Raw genomic sequence first — 20,898 nt, 5'->3', positions numbered from 1 at the left:
GACATGCCCTTCACCGAGACGTTCCTGTGCACACCGCTGCCGGAGGGGATCACCGGCACGAAGGTGCGCATCGCCGTGCTGGTGAGCCCGCGGCTGGGCGGTGACGCGACCGACGACCTGGACAACTGGCCCGACGTGCGGGACTGGCCGGACATCCGGCCCACCTGGCAGGTGACCCTCAAGCAGGGCGACACCGAGGCGGTGCTCACCGGCACCGAGGTCGTGCCCGCCGCCGGGTACGACGACGCCACCTGGGAGCAGTTGTTCCCGCACACCATGCAGGTCACGCCGTACGTGCCGGTGGACCGGTCGGAGGCGCGGATCTACTCGTACCCGGTGGCCAAGGTGGTGCGGTTCGTCAAGGAGCTGCACACCAGGGTGCTGACGGAGTCGCGTACCCAGTTCCCGACGCTGGAAGAGCTGCAGGATGACGAGGTCTTCCAGGCGCTGAAGGCGGCACTCGACCCGATCAACTGGGGTGAGCTGCAGGACCTGTGGTCGGACGGTCCCAAGGAGGACGCCGACGACCCGTTCTCGGCCTTCGCGCCGCTGGAGTTCCTCTACGGGCCGCGCCCCGGTTCCGCGCCCCCGCCCCTGCCGACGGATCCGCCCGTGGTGACGAATCTGGACCCGGTCACCGGTGTCGTCGGTGGGCGCACCCTCGTGACGATCACCGGCGAGAACTTCTTCCAGCCGATCACGGTCACCTTCGGCAGCAACCTGGCCACCGAGGTCGAGGTGGTCGACGAGCAGACCGTCAAGTGCCGCTCGCCCCGGGCGGGCTTCGACGACGTCGAGGTCGACGTCCGGGTGACCACCAACGAGGGCACCAGCCCGGTCTCGCCGGATGCCAAGTTCACCTACTACGTTCCCGGACCCAGGTGAGATCAGTGCCGCAGCAGCCCACCTTCGACGTGCAGAGCGCCCTCGCGGCGATGGCCGACTACCCGGTCATGCTGCGCCGCCTCGGCGTCATCCGCGTCATCGAGGTCGACCTCGCCGGGTCGGGCATCGACCCGGCCGACGCCGGGCCGGTGACCGTCAAGGCCAAGCCGGCCTGGGCCACCCGGCTCCCGGACGCCCAGGTCGACCGGCCCGCGGTGACGGTGCCCGCGTACCTGTCGCCGACCCGCTTCTCGCTGTTCGCCGACGGACGGGTCGACGCCGCCGCCACGAAGCTGTCGGTGACCGAACTGGACACCGACAGCGCCGGGACGCGCCTGCTCGACCTGGCGCGCCAGGTCGTCAACGCCGAGCGCGAGAACGCCGCCGCCGCGGCCAAGAACCCGCCCGAACTGCCGCCGGTCTCGCTGCCGAACCGGTTGTCGCTGCCGTCGCTGCGCAACGCCGGCATCTGCGTGGCCCAGCAGAGCCGCGCCGTGGACCTGCGGGAACGACTGGTCTCGGGCAAGGACCTGGTGTCCGCGTCGGACGACCAGGCAGTCGACGACGCCCGGCACGCGGTGCTCGGCCACGTGCTCGACGTGTGGGACGACCGGACCGGGCGCTGGCACTCGCTGTGCGCGCGCCGGGGCACGTACCGGCTGCCCGGCGGCACGACCTTCACGCACGACGACGAGGGCCCGATCTCGATGGCGGCGACCGCCCGGGACCAGGCCGAGCCGGACGACACGCTGTACCTGCACCAGTCGCTGGTGCGCTGGACCGGGTGGAGCCTGGTCGCGCCCCGGCCCGGCCAGCCGGTGGTCACCGAGGACGAGGGGCGGGTGCCGAACGCGCCCGAAGGCCCCGGCCTGCCCGGGTTCTCCGTCGGCTTCACCGCCAAGCCGGGTTCGCTGCCGCGGCTGCGGTTCGGTGTCGGATACCGCTTCCAGCTGCGCATCGTCAACGCGGCCGGCCACGTGGAGCCGTTGCAGCCGACCTCGGCCGACTTCAGCCGGGCGGTGCCCGCCGGGTCCGCGCCGCCCGCGAAGTACCTGCGCTTCGAGCCGATCTCGTCGCCCGTGGTCGTCGCCCAGGCCCCGATGACCGAGGGCGAGTCGCTGGAGACGCTGGTGATCCGGCCCGACCCGTGGCCCGGCGGCATCATCGGCAGCATCCTCGCACCGATCCTGGGCACCGGCTCGACCCGGCATCTCGCGCCGCCGAAGGTGAACCAGCAGCTGTGCGAGGAGCACGGCGGGTTCGACAACGGGCAGGGCGTGCCGGACCCCGGCCGGTACTCCCTGATCGCCCAGCGTGACGCCGCGGACCTGGCCGCCGTCGGCACCGCCGACCCGAATCGGGCGGGCCAGCGCTACTACTCGGGCACCACGCTGCCGGTGAGCTGGCTCGCCGACCCGATCTCGCGCGGATTCGCGCTGGCCGGGCTGCCCGGCGGCCTGGTCAAGGTGGCCTTCGACCCGGCGGCGGGGCAGTCCTGGCCCAACGTGCGGGCGGCTCGGCTCCAGCTGATCGACGGCACGGGCACGCCGCAGTGGAACGCGCTGCTGCGGGTGCTGACGGTGCCGGTGCCCCGCGGCGAGCGGCGCGAGGTGCGGTTGAGCAGCTACCTCAACAACGCCGACCTGGCCCTGCTGGGCCACCTGGGCTGGCTGGCCGACAGTGGCGCGTCCGCCTCGACGATCGCGGCGGTACGCGCCGACACGGCCGCGGGGCAGTGCTGGCAGATCACCCCGTACCGGATGCTGACCCTGGTCAACGCGGTGCGGGTGCCGGTGACCGCGCCCGTGCTCGACACGGTCGCCTTCGTCGACGCCGACGAGCCGCGCGAGCCGGGTTCGCACCGGCAGGATCTCGCGGTGGCCGCGACCGTGCACCGGCCCAGCACCGGCACGCTGACCATGACCGCGACCTGGACCGACCCGCTCGACGACCCGATCGAGCAGGCGGCCGGCCCGGAGAACCGGGTCCGGCGGGCGATCCCGCAGGTGCTGGCCGCCGAGGGCAGGCCGCTGCCGGAGCTCACCGTCGGGTACGACCCCGACCCGGCGACCGGCGCGCAGGTGCGTTTCACCACGACGCAGGGCTTCGGCGACACCCGCCGCCGCGTGGTCAGCTACTCCCTGACCGGCACCACCCGGTACATGGAGTACTTCACCCAGCGCGGCCGGGTGGTGCTGCGCGGCACCACGCCGACGCAGGTCGCACGGGCGGGCATCGCGCCCGGCACGGACGTGGTGCGCTCGCTGGACGGCACACTCACGTACCGCCGGACCATCGACTACACGGTGGACGAGGCGCAGGGCACCATCGCACGCATCCCGAGCGGCACCATCCCGAACAACGCCACCGTCGAGGTCGCGCTCGTGGCGCTGCCGGTGAGCCGGCCTAGTTCCGGCCAGCCGCTGGTGGTGGACCTGCCGAGCACCGCCCGGCCGCTGCCGCCGAAGCCCGCCTGGATCGTGCCGACCTTCGGCTGGACCGAGTCGTCGGCCAATCTCGGCCGCACCCGGACCCGGGCGCGCTCCGGCGGCGGCCTGCGCGTGTTCCTGGAGCGCGGCTGGTACTCCTCCGGCGTCGGCGAGCAGCTCGCCGTGGTGCTGGCCGACGGCAGCGTGTCAGGCGACGACGAGCAGTTGCGCACGATCGTGACCAGACGGGCGGCCGACCCGGTGACCGCGCGCACCGCGACACCCACCGAGTTCCCCACCGCGACCGAGTTCACGCTGGCCAAGGCCCGGGTGGCGGGGATCGTGCCGGCCGAGCTGCCCGAGCGCAGGGTCTCCGTCGCCGCGCACGACGTCGTCTTCGACACCGAACGCAAGCGCTGGGCCTGCGACATCGTGCTGCCGCCGGGCAGCCAGCACCAGCCGTTCGTGAGCCTGGTGCTGGCCCGCTACCAGCCGAACTCGCTGGACGGGCTGCACCTGTCGCCGGTGGCCCAGGTGGAATGGGTTCAGCTGGCCCCGGACCGCACCGCCACCGCCGTGACGGAGCTGCTGGACCTGACGAAGGTGACGGTGACCGTGGCGGGACGCTCACCGTCGGGCACCGCCGCGGCGCCGGGCCAGCCGAACGCGATGTCGGTGCTGGTGCAGTCGGCGTCCGGGCTCAACCCGGGCGACCTGGACTGGACCGTGGTCGGCCCCGCGGACGGTCAGCGGCTCACCGCTGCGGCGCAGCCCGGCGGGACGACGCTGTGGACGGGCACGCTGCGGCTGCCCACCTCGCGCCTGCTGCGGGCATACCGGCTGGTCATCGTGGAGCAGGAGCAGCACGCGGGCGGCGGACGTCTGGTCTACAGCGACGTCATCCGGTTGTGACCGCCCGGCCTTGATCCACCGACTGCCAGGCATCCGTGCGTATCTTGGAGCCGCTTTCGGCCAGGTGCCTGGCAAGTCGACCGATCATGAAACGGCCGTGACCTGGCCGTCCGTGGCTCGCCGCGGGTGCTGTGACGGACCAGCCAGACCCGGCGCGGCGGCGACCCGATAGTCTCGGTGGCGTGACTGCGAACCGGGAGATCGACAGCATCGTGCAGCGGGCCGCGGACGGCGGCCGGATCAGCTCCGAGGAGGCGCTGCTGCTGTACACCGACGCGCCGTTCCACGCGCTCGGTGAGGCCGCGGACGCGGTGCGCCGCCGCCGCTACCCGGACGGCATCGTCACGTACCTGATCGACCGCAACATCAACTACACCAACGTCTGCGTGACGGCGTGCAAGTTCTGCGCCTTCTACCGGGCCCCCAAGCACAGCGAGGGCTGGACGCACGACACCGCCGAGATCCTGCGCCGCTGCGGCGAGGCGGTCGAACTCGGCGCGACGCAGGTGATGCTGCAGGGCGGCCACCACCCTGACTACGGGGTGGACTACTACGAGAACCTGTTCTCCTCGGTGAAGCAGGCGTACCCGCAGCTCATGATCCACTCGATCGGGCCCAGCGAGATCCTGCACATGGCCAAGGTCTCCGGCGTCTCCATCGAGGACGCCGTGATCCGCATCAAGGCGGCCGGCCTCGACTCCATCGCGGGCGCGGGCGCGGAGATGCTGCCCGACCGGCCGCGCAAGGCGATCGCCCCGCTCAAGGAGTCCGGCGCACGCTGGCTGGAGGTCATGGAGGTGGCGCACCGGCACGGTGTCGAGTCCACCGCGACCATGATGATGGGCACCGGCGAGACCAACGCCGAGCGCATCGAGCACCTCACCATGATCCGCGAGGTGCAGGACCGCACCGGAGGCTTCCGCGCCTTCATCCCGTGGACCTACCAGCCCGAGAACAACCACCTCAAGGGGCGTACGCAGGCGACCTCGCTGGAGTACCTGCGCCTGATCGCGGTGGCCCGGCTCTTCTTCGACAACGTGGCGCACCTGCAGGCGTCCTGGCTGACCACCGGCAAGGACGTCGGCCAGCTCGCGCTGCACATGGGCGTGGACGACCTGGGCTCGATCATGCTGGAGGAGAACGTCATCTCCTCCGCGGGCGCCAAGCACCGGTCCAACCTGCACGACCTGGTCCAGCTCATCCGCACCGCCGGGCGCATCCCGGCCCAGCGCGACACGCTGTACCGGCACCTGAACGTGCACTGGACCCCCGCCGACGACCCCACCGACGAGCGCGTGACCTCGCACTTCTCCTCGATCGCCATCGAGGGCGGCGGCGTCGGCAAGCAGCTCCCCCTGGTGGAGGCCCGCTGACGCGGACCGGTCGCGCCAGTCGCGGGCGAAGATCGCTGATTCGGGTCGGGAAGTCGGGTTGAACCTGGCTTCCCGACCCGAACTCGTGATCAAGCCCACGCGGTGCGTGACTGATCGGCCTATGGGCGACCCCCGGACGCGCGGTTACCGTGCGGGGTTGGCGACCCGTAGGAGGACGGCGATGAAGCGGCACGTGATCAGGCTTGCGGCAGTGCTGGCGGCACTCGTCGCCGGGCTGGGTCTGCTCGCGTCCCCTGCGTGGGCGGACGGAGCCGATGTCGCGGTGCAGTCCGACGACCAGAAGGGCGACATCGGTCAAACGGTGAGCGTCTCCGTGGGCCTTGCCAACAAGGGCGACAAGCCGCTCGATGCCGGGCAGGTGACCCTGTTCTACCGCGCGCCGGCCGGTTCAGTGATCACCCAGGTGGGCGGTGGGACGAACTGCCAGTTCAATGCGTCCCGCACCACGGCGCGCTGCCAGATAGGGGCCGGTTGGCGAGCGGCGATCGTCGCGCCCGGCGGGCCGTTCGTGCGGCGCAACCTCGACCTGCGCATCAACGGCAAGATCACAGCACCCGGCGAGTTCCGGGTGGCTTGCGAATGCGACGCGAACAAGGGGAACAACTCCACGAGCATCGTGCTCAACGGTGTCACCAAGCCGCTGCCGAGTGCCTCGCCCAAGCCGTCCGTGAAGCCGTCGCCCTCCGTCTCGCCGTCGGCCAGCCCGTCGGCGACGCCGAGTGAGACGCCCGAGGCGACGGACGAGCCGACGGAGGAGGAGCCGGTCGGGCCGGGTGTCGCCGAGCCCTCGACCCCCGCGGCTTCGGGCGACTCCCTGCTGAGCGGGATGATGCTGGTCGGCTTCGGGATCGTGCTGCTCGGCCTGGTCGGGCTCGGTGGAGCCGTCTACCTGTGGCGGGTCCGCGCCGGACGGGACGAAGACGACGGCGACGGCGGCGTCGACATGGACGCCACACAGGTGATCAGGTAGCGCAGTGTGGCGGCCGCCGCAGCGCGCCCGGACGGCGTTTGGCAGAGTGGCGATGTGAGCCGCGCAGACCTGGATAAAGAGCCGTACGAGATCGCCGCCATGTTCGACGGCGTCGCGGAGAAGTACGACAAGACCAACTCCGTGCTGTCGTTCGGCCAGGACAAGGGCTGGCGTCGCGCCACCCGGGCCGCGCTGAACCTCAAGCGTGGCGAGAAGGTGCTCGACCTGGGCGCGGGCACCGGTGTCTCCACCGAGGAGCTGGCCCGCTCGGGGGCGTACGTGGTCGGCGTCGACCTGTCGCTGGGCATGCTCGCGGTGGGCCGCCGCGACCGGCCGCACGTGCCGCTGGTCGCCGGCGACGCGCTCGCGCTGCCGTTCCCCGACGCCACCTTCGACGCGGTGACCACGTCGTTCGTCATCCGCAACGTGGCGAACACCCCGGCCGCGTTGCGCGAGCTGGCCCGGGTCACCAAGCCCGGTGGCCGCCTGGTGATCTGCGAGTTCTCGCACCCGGTCAACGGCGCGTTCCGCACCGTGTACCTGCAGTACCTGATGCGCTCGCTGCCCGCGGTGGCCCGCAAGGTGTCCAGCAACCCCGAGGCGTACGTCTACCTCGCCGAGTCCATCCGGGCCTGGCCCAACCAGAACGAATTCGCCAAGATCATTGGTGAGAACGCCTGGTCGCAGGTGAAGTACCGCAACCTCACCGGCGGCATCGTGGCCCTGCACCGGGCCGTCAAGCCCGCCTGATCCGGGCGTTCGCCGGACACGGCCCACCGCGCCGCCGCACGATCGATCTATGCGGTATGACGAGAGCGCGGTGATCGGCGTCCTCGGCGGCGGCTACGGCGAACCACCGGTCCGCGTCGCCGACCTGGAGGAGGCGGCTCGCCGCACCGCGGCCAGGCGCGCCGCGGCCCGCGAACCCACGCCCGCACCCGTACCCGACGAGCCCGCGTCCATCGGCACATCCGGACCCGGCGGCACGCCTGCGCGGGACGGCACGTCCACGCCCGACGGCGTGCTCGCGTCCGACGGCACGCCTGCAGGCGGGTCGGGGAGCCTCGGCGACGCTCACTGATCACCGGCGATCCGGCTTCGGCCGCCGAGCGCCGACCGGCCGCCCTCCGAACCACAGCCCGGATGTGGCGGCCGGCGAATCAAGATCTGTTTTTGTGGACGCCCGCGGCCCCTGTGGGGGCGTCCAGCGTCCACAAAAACAGATCTTGGACGGTCAGGCGCGGCGGCGGCGGCCGATCAGCATCAGGATCGCGCCGGCGAGCAGGATCGCGGCGCCCATGCCGGCCACCGTGTAGATCTTGGTGCCGGTCAGCGGCAGCTCACCGCCGGCAGGCGTGCTGCTCGTCGGGGACGCCGAGGCCGTCGCGGTGCCGGTGGCGGTCGCGGAGGCGCTCGCCGACGGCGTGCCGGTCGGAGAAGCGCCGGCCGACGTGGTCGGGCGCACCGATGCGGTCGGCGACGCGCTCGCCGAGGCCGACGCCGACGGGCTGATCGAGGCAGACGGGCTGGCCGACGCCGACGGGCTCGTCGAGGCCGACGGGCTGGGCGACGGGCTCTGGCTGGTCGTGGGGGTCGGGGTGGGGGTCACCGCGACCGGGCGGACGGTGACGTCCACGTAGTTGTTGTCGGGGTCGGCGTCCAGTTCGCCGTTCTGCTCGTACGCCCAGTCGTCGGCGAAGGCGAACAGACCCTGCTCGGAGTTCTTGGTCAGCTTGACCGTGATCTCCTTGGTGACCGTGGCACCGGCCTTGAGCTGGGCGAGCGTGCAGTCGAAGTACGAGCCGAACTCGGGCTCGGCCGCGGCGGCCGCGGCGGCGGCCTCGTCGGCCAGCCCGGAGGCGTCGTACTCGACGCACTCGGCCGGGGTGGCGACGACCTGGATGCCGGTGGTGGTCAGGAAGCCGTAGTACGGCTCGACGGGATTGTTGGCGCCGAGGTTCTTGACGGTGAGCTTGATCTTGGCGGTCTCGCCCACCTTGATCTGGGCATACGTCGGTGTCGCGGAGATCGCGATGTCGCGGACCGGTGCCGGGGCGGCGGCGGCGGCGGCCGGACCGCCTGCCGACGGGGTGGCGGGTTCGGCCAGGGCCGGGGTGGCCAGGCCGAGCACGGCGGCGGCCAGCGGGGCGGTGGCGACAGTGCCGAGCCGAAGGGCGAGGCGGGGTCCGGGTACGACGTGCACGGGGGAACTCCAGAAAGGGGTGGGGGTGAGCGCGCGAATCGTAAAGGACCAGGTCAGAGGCCGTCAAACAGGGGTGTCTGTGAATGTCTCGGCCCTCTTGGGCGGACAAATCGGAAACGGCACTCCGGCTGCCACAGATCTTCACTTAGGTTCACCTAACCACTACGGGTCCTTGATGCAGTTCTAGACTGCTCGCCGGACTTGCTTGTGAAGACTTTCACGAGCCCCGAACGAGCGTTAAGGCCGAGGTGGAGGTGAGCATGACACCGACCGATGTCGATGCGGATGTGATCGTCGTTGGAGCCGGTCCGGGTGGCTCCGCCGCTGCCTATCACCTTGCCAAGCACGGTGCGAAGGTGCTGCTGCTGGAGAAGACCGAGTTCCCCCGGGAGAAGGTCTGCGGTGACGGACTGACCCCGCGCGCGGTCAAGCAGCTGATCGACATGGGCGTCGACGTGAGCCCCGAAGCCGGCTGGCTGCACAACAAGGGACTGCGGGTCATCGGCGGCGGCGTACGGCTCGAACTGGACTGGCCCGACCTGGCCAGCTTCCCCGACTTCGGCCTCGTGCGCACCCGCATGGACTTCGACGACATGCTCGCCAAGCGGGCCGTCGCCGCGGGCGCCGACCTGCGCACCGGCCACAACGTCACCGGCCCGGTGCTGGACACCGACGGCCGCGTGGTCGGCGTCGAGGTGCGCACCCCCGACGGTGACCGGACGCTGCGCTCGCACCTGGTGGTGGCCGCCGACGGCGTTTCCGGCCGGTTCGCGCTCGCGCTGGGCATGGCCAAGCGCGAGGACCGCCCGATGGGCGTCGCGGTGCGCCGCTACTACCACAGCCCGGTCAAGGCCGACGACGACTACCTGGAGTCCTGGCTCGAACTGCGCAGCCGGGAGGCGGGCGCGGCGCAGCTGCCGGGCTACGGCTGGATCTTCGGGCTCGGCGACGGCCGGGTGAACGTGGGCCTGGGCGTGCTGAACTCCTCCAAGGCCTACCAGGCGACGAACTACCGCACCATGCTCACGGACTGGATCGGCAGCACGCCCGAGGAGTGGGGCCTGACCGAGGAGAACGCCGACGGCAAGATCCTCGGTGCGGCCCTGCCGATGGGGTTCAACCGCACGCCCCACTACACGCGGGGCATGATGCTGGTGGGCGACTCGGGCGGCATGGTCAACCCCTTCAACGGCGAGGGCATCGCGTACGCGATGGAGTCCGGCCAGCTGGCCGCCGAGGTCCTGATCCAGGCCCTGGCGCGCCCGGCGGGCCCGGCCCGGGAGCTGGCGCTGCAGGCCTACCCGAGCGAGTTGAAGCGCCGGTTCGGCGGCTATTACCGGATCGGCGGGATCTTCGTGAAGCTGATCGGCAATCCGCAGATCATGAAGGTGGCTACGAAGCACGGCATGCCGCACCCGACGCTGATGCGGTTCGTGCTCAAGCTGCTGGCGAACCTCACCGATCCGCGGGGCGGCGACTCCATGGACCGGATCATCAATGCCATGTCCCGCGTGGCACCCGCGGTGTAGCGGGCCGCGGGGCGAGGATCATAATCCGAGCTGCAAGCAGGCGAAACACTAACCAACCGGGAAGAAAGGACGTAGGCAGGTGTCGCTCTCCGCGTACGTGCCCATCGTTGGGCTCTTCGCGCTGGCCGCGGCCTTCGGGCTTTTCTCGGTCACGGCCGCGCCCTTCATCGGACCCCGCCGCTTCAACAAGGCGAAACTCGACGCCTACGAGTGCGGCATCGAGCCGACCCCTCAGCCGGTCGGCGGCGGACGCTTCCCGATCAAGTTCTACTTGACCGCGATGCTCTTCATCGTCTTCGACATCGAGATCATCTTCCTCTACCCCTGGGCCGTCACCTTCGACGCGTTCCAGGGGTGGTTCGTCTTCGTCGAGATGCTTCTGTTCATCGGCACGGTGTTCGTCGCGTACGCCTACGTGTGGCGTCGCGGCGGCCTGGATTGGGACTGACATGGGACTCGAAGAGAAGCTCCCCTCCGGGGTGCTGCTCACCACCGTCCAGGGGCTCGTCAACTGGACCCGTAAGGCCAGCTTCTGGCCGGCCACCTTCGGCCTGGCCTGCTGCGCCATCGAGATGATGGCCACCGGTGCGGCCCGGTTCGACTCGGGCCGCTTCGGCATGGAGGTCTTCCGGGCGTCGCCCCGCCAGGCCGACCTGATGATCGTGGCCGGCCGGGTCAGCCAGAAGATGGCCCCGGTGCTGCGCCAGATCTACGACCAGATGCCCGACCCCAAGTGGGTGCTGTCGATGGGCGTCTGCGCCTCGTCGGGCGGCATGTTCAACAACTACGCGATCGTGCAGGGCGTGGACCACATCGTGCCCGTCGACATGTACCTGCCGGGCTGCCCGCCGCGGCCGGAGATGCTGCTCGACGCGATCCTCAAGCTGCACGACAAGATCCTCGCCGAGCCGCTGGGCGCCGGTGGCCGCAAGATGCTGGCCGCCAAGGAGGCCCGCGAGGGCAAGCCCGTGGTCGCCCCGGGTGCGATGCCGTCGAGCTACCGCTACAACAAGGCGCTGCGCGCCGAGTGGGAGCAGGCCGTCGCCGAGGGCCGCGAGGAGCAGCTGCGGATCTCGAAGTGGATGGAGCGGGGGACCCACCGGTGACCACACAGGGTGAAGGACTGTTCGGGGTCACCGGCACCGGTGACACCTCCGGCATGGGCGGCCTGGTCCGCAAGCGGCCGGTGCAGCTCGACGCGCAACGGCCCTACGGCGGCTGGTACGACGAGGTCGTGGACGCGCTGGAGGAGGCCTACCCGGGCTTCTCCGACGCGATCGAGCGCGTCGTCATCGACCGTGGTGAGCTGACCCTGCACATCGTCCCGGCGAAGATCGCCGAGGTGTGCCAGATCCTGCGCGACGACATGTCGCTGCGGTACGAGCTGTGCTCGTCGGTGTCCGGTGTGGACTACATCGCCGAGGAGCGCCGCCTGCACGTGGTGTACCACCTCACCTCGATGACCTACCGCCGCCGCATCCGCCTGGAGTGCGCGGTCACCGCGGCCGACCCGCACCTGCCCAGCGTGACCTCGGTCTACCCGACCGCGGACTGGCAGGAGCGCGAGACCTACGACATGTTCGGCGTGATCTTCGACGGCCACCCGAACCTGACCCGCATCCTCATGCCGGACGACTGGGACGGCCACCCGCAGCGCAAGGACTACCCGCTGGGCGGCGTGCCGGTCGAGTACAAGGGCGCCGAGATCCCGCCGCCCGACAGCCGGAGGGCTTACCGATGAGCAACGCTGGATACGCGCAGGAGCGCGAGACGACCGAGGGCAAGGTCTTCACGGTCACCGGCGGCGACTGGGACTCGATCGTCTCGGGCGTCGACCCGATGCACGACGAGCGCATCGTCGTCAACATGGGTCCCCAGCACCCGTCCACGCACGGCGTGCTGCGCCTGGTGCTGGAGATGGAGGGCGAGACCGTCACCGAGGCCCGCCTCGTCGTCGGCTACCTGCACACCGGCATCGAGAAGAACATGGAGTACCGCACCTGGACGCAGGGCTCCACGTTCGTGACCCGCATGGACTACCTCGCCCCGATCTTCAACGAGACGGCGTACAGCCTCGCGGTGGAGAAGCTGCTGGGCATCGAGGACCAGGTCACCGAGCGCGCCAACACCATCCGTGTGCTGATGATGGAGCTCAACCGGATCTCCTCCCACCTGGTGTGGCTGGCGACCACCGGTATGGAGCTCGGCGCGCTGTCGATGATGATCTACGGCTTCCGCGAGCGTGAGTTCATCCTCGACATCTTCGAGATGATCACCGGTCTGCGGATGAACATGGCCTACGTGCGCCCGGGTGGCGTCTCGCAGGACGTGCCGGACACGGCGATCGCGAAGATCCGCGAGTTCCTCGACTTCATGCCCAAGCGCATCAAGGAGTACGAGGACCTGCTGTCCGGCCAGCCGATCTGGACCGCGCGCACCAAGGGCGTGGCGGTGCTGGACGTCACCGGCTGCGTGGCGCTCGGCGTCACCGGCCCGGTGCTGCGCAGCTCCGGCCTGGCCTGGGACCTGCGCAAGACCATGCCGTACTGCGGGTACGAGACCTACGACTTCGACGTGCCGACCCAGCCCGAGGGTGACGTGTTCGCGCGTTACCTGGTCCGGCTGGCCGAGATGCGCGAGTCGCTGAAGATCATCGAGCAGGCGCTGGACCGGCTCAAGCCGGGCCCGGTCATGGTCGAGGACCGGAAGATCGCGTGGCCCGCGCAGCTCGCGCTCGGCAACGACGGCCTGGGCAACTCGCTGGAGCACGTGGCGCACATCATGGGCCAGTCCATGGAGTCCCTGATCCACCACTTCAAGCTGGTCACCGAGGGCTTCCGGGTCCCGGCCGGCCAGGTGTACGTGCCGATCGAGGGCCCGCGCGGCGAGCTGGGCGCGCACGTGATCTCGGATGGGGGCACCCGGCCGTTCCGGGTGCACATGCGGGAGCCGAGCTTCGTGAACCTGCAGGCGATTCCGGCCATGGCCGAGGGCGGCCTGCTGGCAGATGTGATCGCGGGTGGAGCCAGCCTCGACCCGGTGATGGGTGGGTGTGACCGATGACAGCGCCGCAGAAGTCGGTGGACGTGTTCGACGAGAAGACCCGGGAGCTGGCTCGCGAGATCATCGCGCGCTTCCCGGAGGGCAAGGAGCGCTCGGCACTGCTGCCGATGCTGCACCTGGTCCAGTCGGTCGAGGGGTACGTCTCCCCGGCCGGTGTCACGTTCTGCGCCGAGCAGCTCAACCTGACCAAGGCCCAGGTCGGCGCGGTCGCCACCTTCTACACCATGTACAAGCGCCGCCCGACCGGCGAGTACCTGGTCAGCGTCTGCACCAACACCCTGTGCAACGTGCTCGGCGGGCAGGAGGTCTACGACACCCTGTCGCAGACCCTGGGCGTCGGCCACGACGAGACCACCGAGGACGGCAAGATCACGCTGGAGCACGCCGAGTGCCTCGCCGCGTGTGACTACGGCCCGGTGCTCACCGTCAACTACGACTTCTTCGACAACGTGACCCCGGAGAGCGCGCTCGACGTCGTCGGCAAGCTCAAGGCCGGGCAGCGGCCGATGCCGACCCGCGGCGCCCGGCTGTGCTCGTTGAAGGAGACGGCGTTGCAGCTGGCGGGCTTCGCCGACGAGCGCGAGGGCGCGGTCGCCGACGGCCCGGCGGGCGACTCGACGCTGCGCGGTGTGCGCCTGGCGCAGCAGCACGGGATCAGCCCGGCCGGTTTCGACATCAACACGCCCATCCCGACTCCCTCGAAGGAGGCGGCGAAGTGAGCACGCCCAGCGCGGCCACCCTGGCCAAGCTCACCCCGGTCCTCACCAAGCGCTGGCTGTCCCCCGACGCCTGGCGCCTCGACGTGTACGAGCGCCTCGACGGCTACGCCGCCCTGCGCAAGGCCCTGGCCGTGCACCCGGACGACCTGATCGCCCTGATCAAGGACTCCGGCCTGCGCGGCCGCGGCGGCGCGGGCTTCCCGACCGGGCTCAAGTGGGGCTTCATCCCGCAGAACGACGGCAAGCCGCACTACCTGGTCGTCAACGCCGACGAGGGCGAGCCGGGCACCTGCAAGGACCTGCCGCTGATGTCGCACGACCCGCACTCGCTGGTCGAGGGCGTCATCATCGCGTCCTACGCGATCCGCGCCAACCGCGCCTACATCTACATCCGCGGCGAGGCGGTGCAGGCCGCGCGGCGGCTGCGCCACGCGGTGCAGGAGGCGTACAAGGCCGGCTACCTCGGCAAGAACATCCTGGGCAGCGGGTACGACCTCGACCTGGTGGTGCACTCCGGCGCGGGCGCGTACATCTGCGGCGAGGAGACGGCGCTGCTGGACTCGCTGGAGGGCTTCCGCGGCCAGCCGCGCCTGCGCCCGCCGTTCCCGGCCACGCACGGCCTCTACGCCAGCCCGACGGTCGTCAACAACGTGGGCACCATCGCCAGCGTGCCGTACATCGTGCTGGGCGGGGCCGCCTGGTGGAAGACGATGGGCACGGAGAAGTCGTCCGGCCCGATGATCTACTCGCTGTCCGGCCGGGTGAAGAACCCGGGCCAGTACGAGTGCTCGATGGGCATCACCCTGCGCGAGCTGATCGAGCTGGCCGGCGGTATGCAGGACGGCCACCAGCTGCGGTTCTGGACCCCGGGCGGCTCGTCGACGCCGCTGCTGACGGGTGACCACATCGACGTCGCGATGGACTTCGAGTCGGTCGCCGCGGCGGGCTCGATCCTGGGCACCACCGCCGTCCAGCTCTTCAGCGACCAGGACTGCCCGGTCTACGCGACCTACCGGTGGCTGGAGTTCTACCACCACGAGTCGTGCGGCAAGTGCACCCCGTGCCGTGAGGGCAACTACTGGATGGTGCGGGTCTACCGGCGCATCCTCTCCGGCGAGGGCACGCTCGAGGACCTGGACACCCTGCTGGACACCGCCGCCAACATCCTCGGCCGCTCTTTCTGCGGTCTCGGTGACGGCGCGACCAGCCCGGTGACCTCCTCCCTGCAGTACTTCAAGCAGGACTACCTGGACTACATCGAGGGTCGCAAGGCGCCGAAGCTCAGCGCCCACGCCCTGGCAGGAGCGCACTGACAATGAGCCAGGAAGTACAGAAGCACACCGACACCGTCACGCTCACCATCGACGGCATCGAGGTGACCGCGCCCAAGGGCGAGCTGGTCATCCGCACCGCCGAGCGGCTGGGCATCGACATCCCGCGGTTCTGCGACCACCCGCTGCTGGCCCCGGCCGGCGCGTGCCGCCAGTGCCTGGTGGACGTGGAGGGCCAGCGCAAGCCGGTCGCCTCGTGTACCCAGACGGTGGCCGACGGCATGGTGGTCCGCACGCAGCTGACCTCCGAGGTCGCCCGCAAGGCGCAGGAGGGTGTGATGGAGCTGCTGCTCATCAACCACCCGCTGGACTGCCCCATGTGCGACAAGGGCGGCGAGTGCCCGCTGCAGAACCAGGCGATGCAGGTCGGCCGCCCGGAGTCGCGCTTCCGCGAGGAGAAGCGCGAGTACGAGAAGCCGATCAACATCTCCGCGCAGGTGCTGCTGGACCGTGAGCGCTGCGTGCTGTGCCAGCGCTGCACCCGGTTCTCCGAGGAGATCGCGGGCGACAAGTTCATCGACCTGATGGACCGGTCGTCGGCCGAGCAGATCGGCATCTACCGCGACGCCTCCTTCGGCCACCCGCGCGACCACGGCACGATCGACGAGCTGGCCTACGACCAGGACGACCCGGAGCCGGGCGACGTCCCGTTCAACTCCTACTTCTCCGGCAACACGATCCAGATCTGCCCGGTCGGCGCGCTCACGAGCGAGCAGTACCGCTTCCGCGCCCGGCCGTTCGACCTGGTGTCCTCGCCGAGCAAGTGCGAGCACTGCGCGTCGGGCTGCGACATGCGCACCGACCACCGCCGCGGCAAGGTGCTGCGCCGGATGGCCGGCGACGACCCGCAGGTCAACGAGGAGTGGAACTGCGACAAGGGCCGGTGGGGCTTCCGCTACGCCACCGCCTTCGACCGGCTCACCACCCCGCTGGTGCGCGACGCCGAGAGCGGCGAGCTGCGCGAGGCCTCCTGGACCGAGGCGCTGACCGTCGCGGCCGAGGGCCTGCGGGCCGCCCGGGACGGCGCGTACGGCGTCGGCGTGCTGACCGGCGGCCGGCTGACCGTCGAGGACGCGTACGCGTACGCGAAGTTCAGCCGCATCGCGCTGGGCAGCAACGACATCGACTTCCGGGCCCGGCCGCTGTCGGCGGAGGAGGCCGAGTTCCTGGCCTCGTCGGTCGTCGGTGAGCAGTCGGTCACCTACACCGACCTGGAGCAGGCCAAGCACGTCGTGCTGGTCGGCTTCGAGCCGGAGGAGGAGAGCCCGATCATCCTGCTCCGCCTGCGCAAGGCGGCGGCCAAGGGCAAGCTCAAGGTCACCTCGGTGGCCCCGTTCCTGACCCGCGGCGCGGAGAAGGCCGGCGCGACGCTGGTCGAGTGCGTGCCCGGCCAGGAGCCGGCGGCGCTGTCCAACCTGGAGCTGGAGCCGGGCACCATCGTGCTGGCCGGCGAGCGGCTGGCCGTCGTCCGCGGCGGCTTCTCCGCCGTGGCGAGCCTCGCGGCCCGTACCGGCGCGAAGCTGGCCTGGGTGCCGCGGCGCGCGGGTGACCGCGGCGCGGTCGACGCGGGCTGCCTGCCCACGCTGCTGCCCGGTGGCCGCTCGGTCGCCGACGCGGCCGCGCGGGCCGAGCTGTCGGCGGCCTGGGGCGTGGCGGCGGGCGTGATCCCGAGCCAGACCGGCCGCGACACCGACGGGATCCTCGCCGCGGCCGCCTCCGGCAAGCTGGGCGCGCTGGTCGTGGCGGGTGTCGACCCGGCCGACCTGAGCGACCCGAAGGCCGCCGAGGAGGCGCTGGACAAGGTCGGCTTCCTGGTCTCGCTGGAGCTGCGGATGAGCGCCGTGTCCCGGCGCGCGAACGTGGTGTTCCCGGTCGCCGCGCCCGCCGAGAAGGCGGGCTCGTACGTGAACTGGGAGGGCCGCCTGCGCACGTACGAGCAGGCGCTGGAGACCCCGAACACGGGTGCGAAGCTGACCGACGCCCGGGTGCTCGACGCGCTGGCCGCCCGGATGGGCGTGACGCTGGGCACCGGCGACGTGCTGGCGGTGCGCCGCGAGCTGGGCAGCCTGCCCGCGACGGGCCAGCAGCGCCCGGCCGCGCCGACCGAGGTGGGCGCGGTCGCGCCCACGCTGAAGCAGAACGAGGCGATCCTGGCCAGCTGGGCGCAGCTGATCGACCTGGGCACCCTCACCGACGGCGACGAGGTGCTGGCCGGCACCGCCCGCCCGCCGGTGGTGCGCCTGTCGAAGGCCCGCGCCACCGCGCTGGGTGTCGCCGACGGAGACCCGGTGACCGTCGGGACCGCGCGGGGTGCGATCACCCTGCCGGCCGCGATCACCGAGATCGCCGATGACGTCGTCTGGGTGCCGACCAACTCGCCGGGTTCCACACTGCGCCGCACGCTCGGCGCGAACCCGGGCGCGGTCGTGACCGTGAGCGGAGGAAGCAAATGATCCTCGCCCCCATCGGGTTCCTCGCCGAGGACCCGGCGACCGGCGATCCGACGCTGGTCGACTTCGGGCATGACCCGTGGTGGATCGTCCTCATCAAGGTGGTCGGCGTCTTCGTCTTCCTCGTGGTGATGACCCTGTTCACCATCTGGTACGAGCGCCGCGTGGTGGCCCGGATGCAGGTGCGTCCCGGCCCCAACCGGCACGGTCCCTTCGGTCTGCTGCAGTCGCTGGCCGACGGTCTGAAGCTGGCGTTCAAGGAAGACATCATGCCGCTCAAGGCGGACAAGGTGGTCTTCTTCATCGCGCCGGTGATCTCGACCGTCTGCGCCTTCACCGCGTTCTCGATCATGCCGTTCGGCCCGTTCGTGTCGATCTTCGGCACGCGCACGCCGCTGCAGCTGACCGACATCCCGGTGGCGGTGCTGCTGGTGCTGGCCTGCTCGGGTATGGGCATCTACGGCATCGTGCTGGGCGGCTGGGCGTCGGGCTCGACGTACCCGCTGCTCGGCGGTCTGCGCTCCAGCGCCCAGCTGATCTCGTACGAGGTCGCGATGGGCCTGTCGTTCGTGGCCGTCTTCATGACCGCGGGCACGATGAGCACCTCGGAGATCGTCAACGCGCAGGCGCAGGGCTCCCCGGTGAACCTGTTCGGCTTCGAGTTCACCGCGCCGAGCTGGTTCTTCCTGCTGCTGCTGCCGAGCTTCATCATTTACTCGATCTCGGCGGTCGGCGAGACCAACCGGGCCCCGTTCGACCTCCCCGAGGCCGAGTCGGAGCTGGTCGGCGGTTTCCACACCGAGTACTCGTCGCTGAAGTTCGCGCTGTTCTTCCTGGCCGAGTACATCAACATGGTGACCGTCTCCGGTCTGTGCGCCACCCTCTTCCTGGGCGGCTGGCGCGCGCCGACGTCGTTCGAGAACTTCTGGCCGGGCATCAACTCCGGCTGGTGGCCGCTGCTGTGGTTCACCATCAAGGTGCTGCTGCTGCTGTTCGTCTTCATCTGGCTGCGGGGCACGCTGCCCCGCCTGCGCTACGACCAGTTCATGCGCTTCGGCTGGAAGGTCCTCATCCCGGTCAACCTGGTGTGGATCCTGACCCTGGCCGGCATCAAGACGCTGCAGAAGTCGACCTCGATGAGCCAGTTCGACAAGCTGTTCGCCGCCGGTGTCGTGGTCGGCGTGATCCTGCTGCTGGCGCTGCTGTGGCCGCAGAAGAAGGAGGAGCCGGTCCTGCCCGTCGAGGAGCAGGTCGCCCGGCGTCCCCAGGGCAGCTTCCCGCTGCCGCCGATGGACCTGCAGGTGCCGGTGAGCCCCCGCGCGAAGCGGCTGACCGCCGAGCGCGAGACCGTGCCCGCGACCAGCGAAGAGGAGGTGTGACATGGGTTCGATGACTGATGCCGTCAAGGGCTTCGGCGTGACGTTCTCGCACATGTTCAAGAAGACCGTCACCACGCACTACCCGGAGAAGCCGGACCCGACGGCCCCGCGTTACCACGGCCGGCACATCCTCAACCGCTACCCGGACGGCCTGGAGAAGTGCATCGGCTGCGAGCTGTGCGCGTGGGCCTGCCCGGCGGACGCGATCTTCGTCGAGGGCGGCGACAACACCGACGAGGCGCGCTTCTCGCCCGGTGAGCGGTACGCGGCCAATTACCAGATCAACTACGCCCGGTGCATCTTCTGTGGTCTGTGCATCGAGGCCTGCCCGACCCGCTCGCTCACCATGAGCAACGAGTACGAGCTGGCCCGCGACAACCGGCAGGACCTGATCTTCACGAAGGAGCAGCTGCTCGCGCCGCTGCTGCCCGGCATGGAGCAGCCGCCGCACCCGATGCGGCTGGGCGACACCGAGAAGGACTACTACCTGGGCGCCCCGGCGAACCCGGGTACGTCGGCGGGAGCTGAGACCCGATGATGCTTTCGACTCAGGTGCTCGCCGCGGCGGCCGAGACGGCGGCTCACGTGTCCGGCGGGGAGAAGTGGACCTTCTTCCTGCTGGCCCCGCTCGCGGTGATCGGCGCACTGGGCATGGTGATCGCCCGCAACGCGGTGCACTCCGCGCTGTGGCTGGTGCTGACCATGCTCAGCCTGGGCGTCTTCTACATCGTGCAGGCCGGTCCGTTCATCGGCATGGTGCAGATCATCGTCTACACCGGCGCGATCATGATGCTCTTCCTGTTCGTGCTGATGCTGGTCGGCCGCGACGCGTCCGACTCGGTGATCGAGACGCTGCGCGGCCAGAAGGTCGTCGCGATCCTGCTGGGCCTGGGCCTGGCGGGCCTGCTCGGCACCGGCGTCTTCCAGGCCACCCGGGACATGCCGGTGGCCGGCCTGGACAAGGCCAACATCAACGGCAACGTGCAGGGCATCGCCCAGCTGCTGTTCGGCCCGTACGTCTGGGTCTTCGAGGTCACCTCGGCGCTGCTCATCACGGCGGCGGTCGGCGCGATGCTGCTGGCCCACCGCGAGCGCGAGAAGGGCGAGCGGGTGGGCCAGGTCGCGCAGATGAAGGCGCGCTTCGAGCCGGGCAACTACCCCGGCCCCAAGCCGGGCCCGGGTGTCTTCGCGAACTCCACCTCGGTGGCCACCCCGGCGAAGCTGCCGGACGGCACCCCCGCCGAGCGGAGCATCTCGCCGATCCTGCCGACGCGCGAGCTCACCTCGGCCGAGATCGCCAACAAGCACACCGAGGGGAAGTGACCCGATGACCCCCATGTACTACATCGTGCTGTCGGCTGTGCTGTTCAGCATCGGCGCCGTCGGCGTGCTGATCCGGCGCAACGCCATCGTGCTGTTCATGTGCATCGAGCTGATGCTCAACGCCGCGAACCTGGCCCTGGTCACCTTCGCCCGGATGAACGGGACGCTGGACGGCCAGATCATGGCCTTCTTCTCGATGGTGGTCGCGGCAGCGGAGGTCGTCGTCGGTCTGGCCATCATCATGTCGATCTTCCGCACGCGACGCTCGGCGAGCGTCGACGACGCGAACCTGCTGAAGTACTGAGGCGGAG

The 20,898-nt window shown here is 70.4% G+C and carries 17 protein-coding genes and 2 pseudogenes; 18 read left to right on the top strand and 1 reads right to left on the bottom strand.

The features are described from left to right. Positions 1–3: 3 nt before the first annotated feature. The 6 genes from AB0B35_RS11790 to AB0B35_RS11765 all read left to right on the top strand — a co-directional run bounded on the left by AB0B35_RS11790 (position 4) and on the right by AB0B35_RS11765 (position 7,671). Entirely contained in the window at positions 4–885 is an 882-nt protein-coding gene (locus tag AB0B35_RS11790; RefSeq protein ID WP_361043799.1) for an IPT/TIG domain-containing protein, read from the top strand. Between the two features lie 5 nt (positions 886–890). Further along, positions 891–4,226, top strand: a complete 3,336-nt coding sequence (locus AB0B35_RS11785) for a hypothetical protein (protein WP_361043796.1) — start codon at positions 891–893, stop codon at positions 4,224–4,226. Between the two features lie 182 nt (positions 4,227–4,408). Next, positions 4,409–5,599, top strand: a complete 1,191-nt coding sequence (mqnC, locus tag AB0B35_RS11780) for a cyclic dehypoxanthinyl futalosine synthase (protein WP_361043793.1) — start codon at positions 4,409–4,411, stop codon at positions 5,597–5,599. 181 nt (positions 5,600–5,780) lie between these two features. Then, positions 5,781–6,590 (top strand): hypothetical protein, encoded by an 810-nt coding sequence (locus AB0B35_RS11775; protein ID WP_361043791.1) that lies wholly within the window; start codon positions 5,781–5,783, stop codon positions 6,588–6,590. A 54-nt stretch (positions 6,591–6,644) separates the two neighbouring features. Then, positions 6,645–7,340, top strand: coding sequence for a demethylmenaquinone methyltransferase (locus AB0B35_RS11770; RefSeq protein ID WP_203696104.1), 696 nt, complete (start codon positions 6,645–6,647; stop codon positions 7,338–7,340). A 49-nt stretch (positions 7,341–7,389) separates the two neighbouring features. Continuing rightward, entirely contained in the window at positions 7,390–7,671 is a 282-nt protein-coding gene (locus AB0B35_RS11765; RefSeq protein WP_361043788.1) for a hypothetical protein, read from the top strand. 153 nt (positions 7,672–7,824) lie between these two features. Here the strand turns inward: AB0B35_RS11765 and AB0B35_RS11760 are convergent, their stop codons facing one another. Next, positions 7,825–8,793 carry an LPXTG cell wall anchor domain-containing protein gene (locus tag AB0B35_RS11760; protein WP_361043786.1) on the bottom strand — a complete coding sequence of 323 codons (969 nt, stop codon included), beginning with the start codon at positions 8,791–8,793 and terminating at the stop codon, positions 7,825–7,827. 260 nt (positions 8,794–9,053) lie between these two features. Between AB0B35_RS11760 and AB0B35_RS11755 the strand changes: the two genes are divergently transcribed. The 12 genes and pseudogenes from AB0B35_RS11755 (at position 9,054) to nuoK (ending at position 20,891) form a co-directional block, all read left to right on the top strand. Next, positions 9,054–10,322 (top strand): geranylgeranyl reductase family protein, encoded by a 1,269-nt coding sequence (locus AB0B35_RS11755; RefSeq protein ID WP_361043783.1) that lies wholly within the window; start codon positions 9,054–9,056, stop codon positions 10,320–10,322. 79 nt (positions 10,323–10,401) lie between these two features. Next, the gene (locus AB0B35_RS11750) at positions 10,402–10,770 is read left to right on the top strand and encodes an NADH-quinone oxidoreductase subunit A (RefSeq protein WP_360535562.1); all 369 of its coding nucleotides are present in this window, start codon (positions 10,402–10,404) and stop codon (positions 10,768–10,770) included. A gap of 1 nt (position 10,771) precedes the next feature. After that, positions 10,772–11,428 (top strand): NADH-quinone oxidoreductase subunit B family protein, encoded by a 657-nt coding sequence (locus tag AB0B35_RS11745; RefSeq protein WP_360535564.1) that lies wholly within the window; start codon positions 10,772–10,774, stop codon positions 11,426–11,428. After that, positions 11,401–12,063: an NADH-quinone oxidoreductase subunit C gene (locus tag AB0B35_RS11740; protein WP_361043781.1), complete on the top strand. Its 663-nt coding sequence runs from the start codon at positions 11,401–11,403 to the stop codon at positions 12,061–12,063. The genes AB0B35_RS11745 and AB0B35_RS11740 overlap by 28 nt, the downstream gene beginning before the upstream one ends. After that, on the top strand, positions 12,060–13,385 hold the full coding sequence (locus AB0B35_RS11735) for an NADH-quinone oxidoreductase subunit D (RefSeq protein WP_361043778.1): 1,326 nt from the start codon (positions 12,060–12,062) through the stop codon (positions 13,383–13,385). The genes AB0B35_RS11740 and AB0B35_RS11735 overlap by 4 nt, the downstream gene beginning before the upstream one ends. Positions 13,386–13,402: 17 nt before the next feature. Beyond that, a pseudogene (gene nuoE / locus AB0B35_RS11730) lies at positions 13,403–14,074 on the top strand (NADH-quinone oxidoreductase subunit NuoE); the annotation flags it as partial. Positions 14,075–14,100: 26 nt separating this feature from the next. Further along, a complete protein-coding gene (gene nuoF, locus AB0B35_RS11725; RefSeq protein WP_360535570.1) occupies positions 14,101–15,417 on the top strand; it encodes an NADH-quinone oxidoreductase subunit NuoF in 1,317 nt (438 codons plus the stop codon). A 2-nt stretch (positions 15,418–15,419) separates the two neighbouring features. Further along, a complete protein-coding gene (locus AB0B35_RS11720; protein ID WP_361043775.1) occupies positions 15,420–17,888 on the top strand; it encodes an NADH-quinone oxidoreductase subunit G in 2,469 nt (822 codons plus the stop codon). Beyond that, positions 17,885–19,264 carry an NADH-quinone oxidoreductase subunit NuoH gene (gene nuoH, locus AB0B35_RS11715; RefSeq protein WP_361043772.1) on the top strand — a complete coding sequence of 460 codons (1,380 nt, stop codon included), beginning with the start codon at positions 17,885–17,887 and terminating at the stop codon, positions 19,262–19,264. The genes AB0B35_RS11720 and nuoH overlap by 4 nt, the downstream gene beginning before the upstream one ends. A 1-nt stretch (position 19,265) precedes the next feature. After that, positions 19,266–19,793 (top strand): annotated as a pseudogene (gene nuoI, locus AB0B35_RS11710) (NADH-quinone oxidoreductase subunit NuoI); the annotation flags it as partial. Positions 19,794–19,801: 8 nt separating this feature from the next. Continuing rightward, complete coding sequence (locus AB0B35_RS11705; protein WP_361043920.1) at positions 19,802–20,587, top strand: NADH-quinone oxidoreductase subunit J; 786 nt, start codon at positions 19,802–19,804, stop codon at positions 20,585–20,587. 4 nt (positions 20,588–20,591) lie between these two features. Beyond that, on the top strand, positions 20,592–20,891 hold the full coding sequence (gene nuoK, locus AB0B35_RS11700; protein WP_360535576.1) for an NADH-quinone oxidoreductase subunit NuoK: 300 nt from the start codon (positions 20,592–20,594) through the stop codon (positions 20,889–20,891). Positions 20,892–20,898: the final 7 nt, after the last annotated feature.

The sequence above is a fragment of the Catellatospora sp. NPDC049133 genome, from assembly GCF_040648455.1.
Taxonomy (GTDB): domain Bacteria; phylum Actinomycetota; class Actinomycetes; order Mycobacteriales; family Micromonosporaceae; genus Catellatospora; species Catellatospora aurea.
The sequence above is the reverse complement of the archived record's forward strand: the minus strand, read 5'-3'. Positions and strand labels throughout refer to the sequence as shown.

Bases quoted from the DNA above. Each gene is read 5' to 3' on its own strand.
- AB0B35_RS11790 (WP_361043799.1), top strand. From the start codon at position 4: ATGCCCTTCACCGAGACGTTCCTGTGCACACCGCTGCCGGAGGGGATC.
- AB0B35_RS11775 (WP_361043791.1), top strand. From the start codon at position 5,781: ATGAAGCGGCACGTGATCAGGCTTGCGGCAGTGCTGGCGGCACTCGTC.
- AB0B35_RS11765 (WP_361043788.1), top strand. From the start codon at position 7,390: ATGCGGTATGACGAGAGCGCGGTGATCGGCGTCCTCGGCGGCGGCTAC.
- AB0B35_RS11755 (WP_361043783.1), top strand. From the start codon at position 9,054: ATGACACCGACCGATGTCGATGCGGATGTGATCGTCGTTGGAGCCGGT.
- AB0B35_RS11745 (WP_360535564.1), top strand. From the start codon at position 10,772: ATGGGACTCGAAGAGAAGCTCCCCTCCGGGGTGCTGCTCACCACCGTC.
- AB0B35_RS11735 (WP_361043778.1), top strand. From the start codon at position 12,060: ATGAGCAACGCTGGATACGCGCAGGAGCGCGAGACGACCGAGGGCAAG.
- AB0B35_RS11720 (WP_361043775.1), top strand. From the start codon at position 15,420: ATGAGCCAGGAAGTACAGAAGCACACCGACACCGTCACGCTCACCATC.
- nuoH (WP_361043772.1), top strand. From the start codon at position 17,885: ATGATCCTCGCCCCCATCGGGTTCCTCGCCGAGGACCCGGCGACCGGC.
- AB0B35_RS11705 (WP_361043920.1), top strand. From the start codon at position 19,802: ATGCTTTCGACTCAGGTGCTCGCCGCGGCGGCCGAGACGGCGGCTCAC.
- nuoK (WP_360535576.1), top strand. From the start codon at position 20,592: ATGACCCCCATGTACTACATCGTGCTGTCGGCTGTGCTGTTCAGCATC.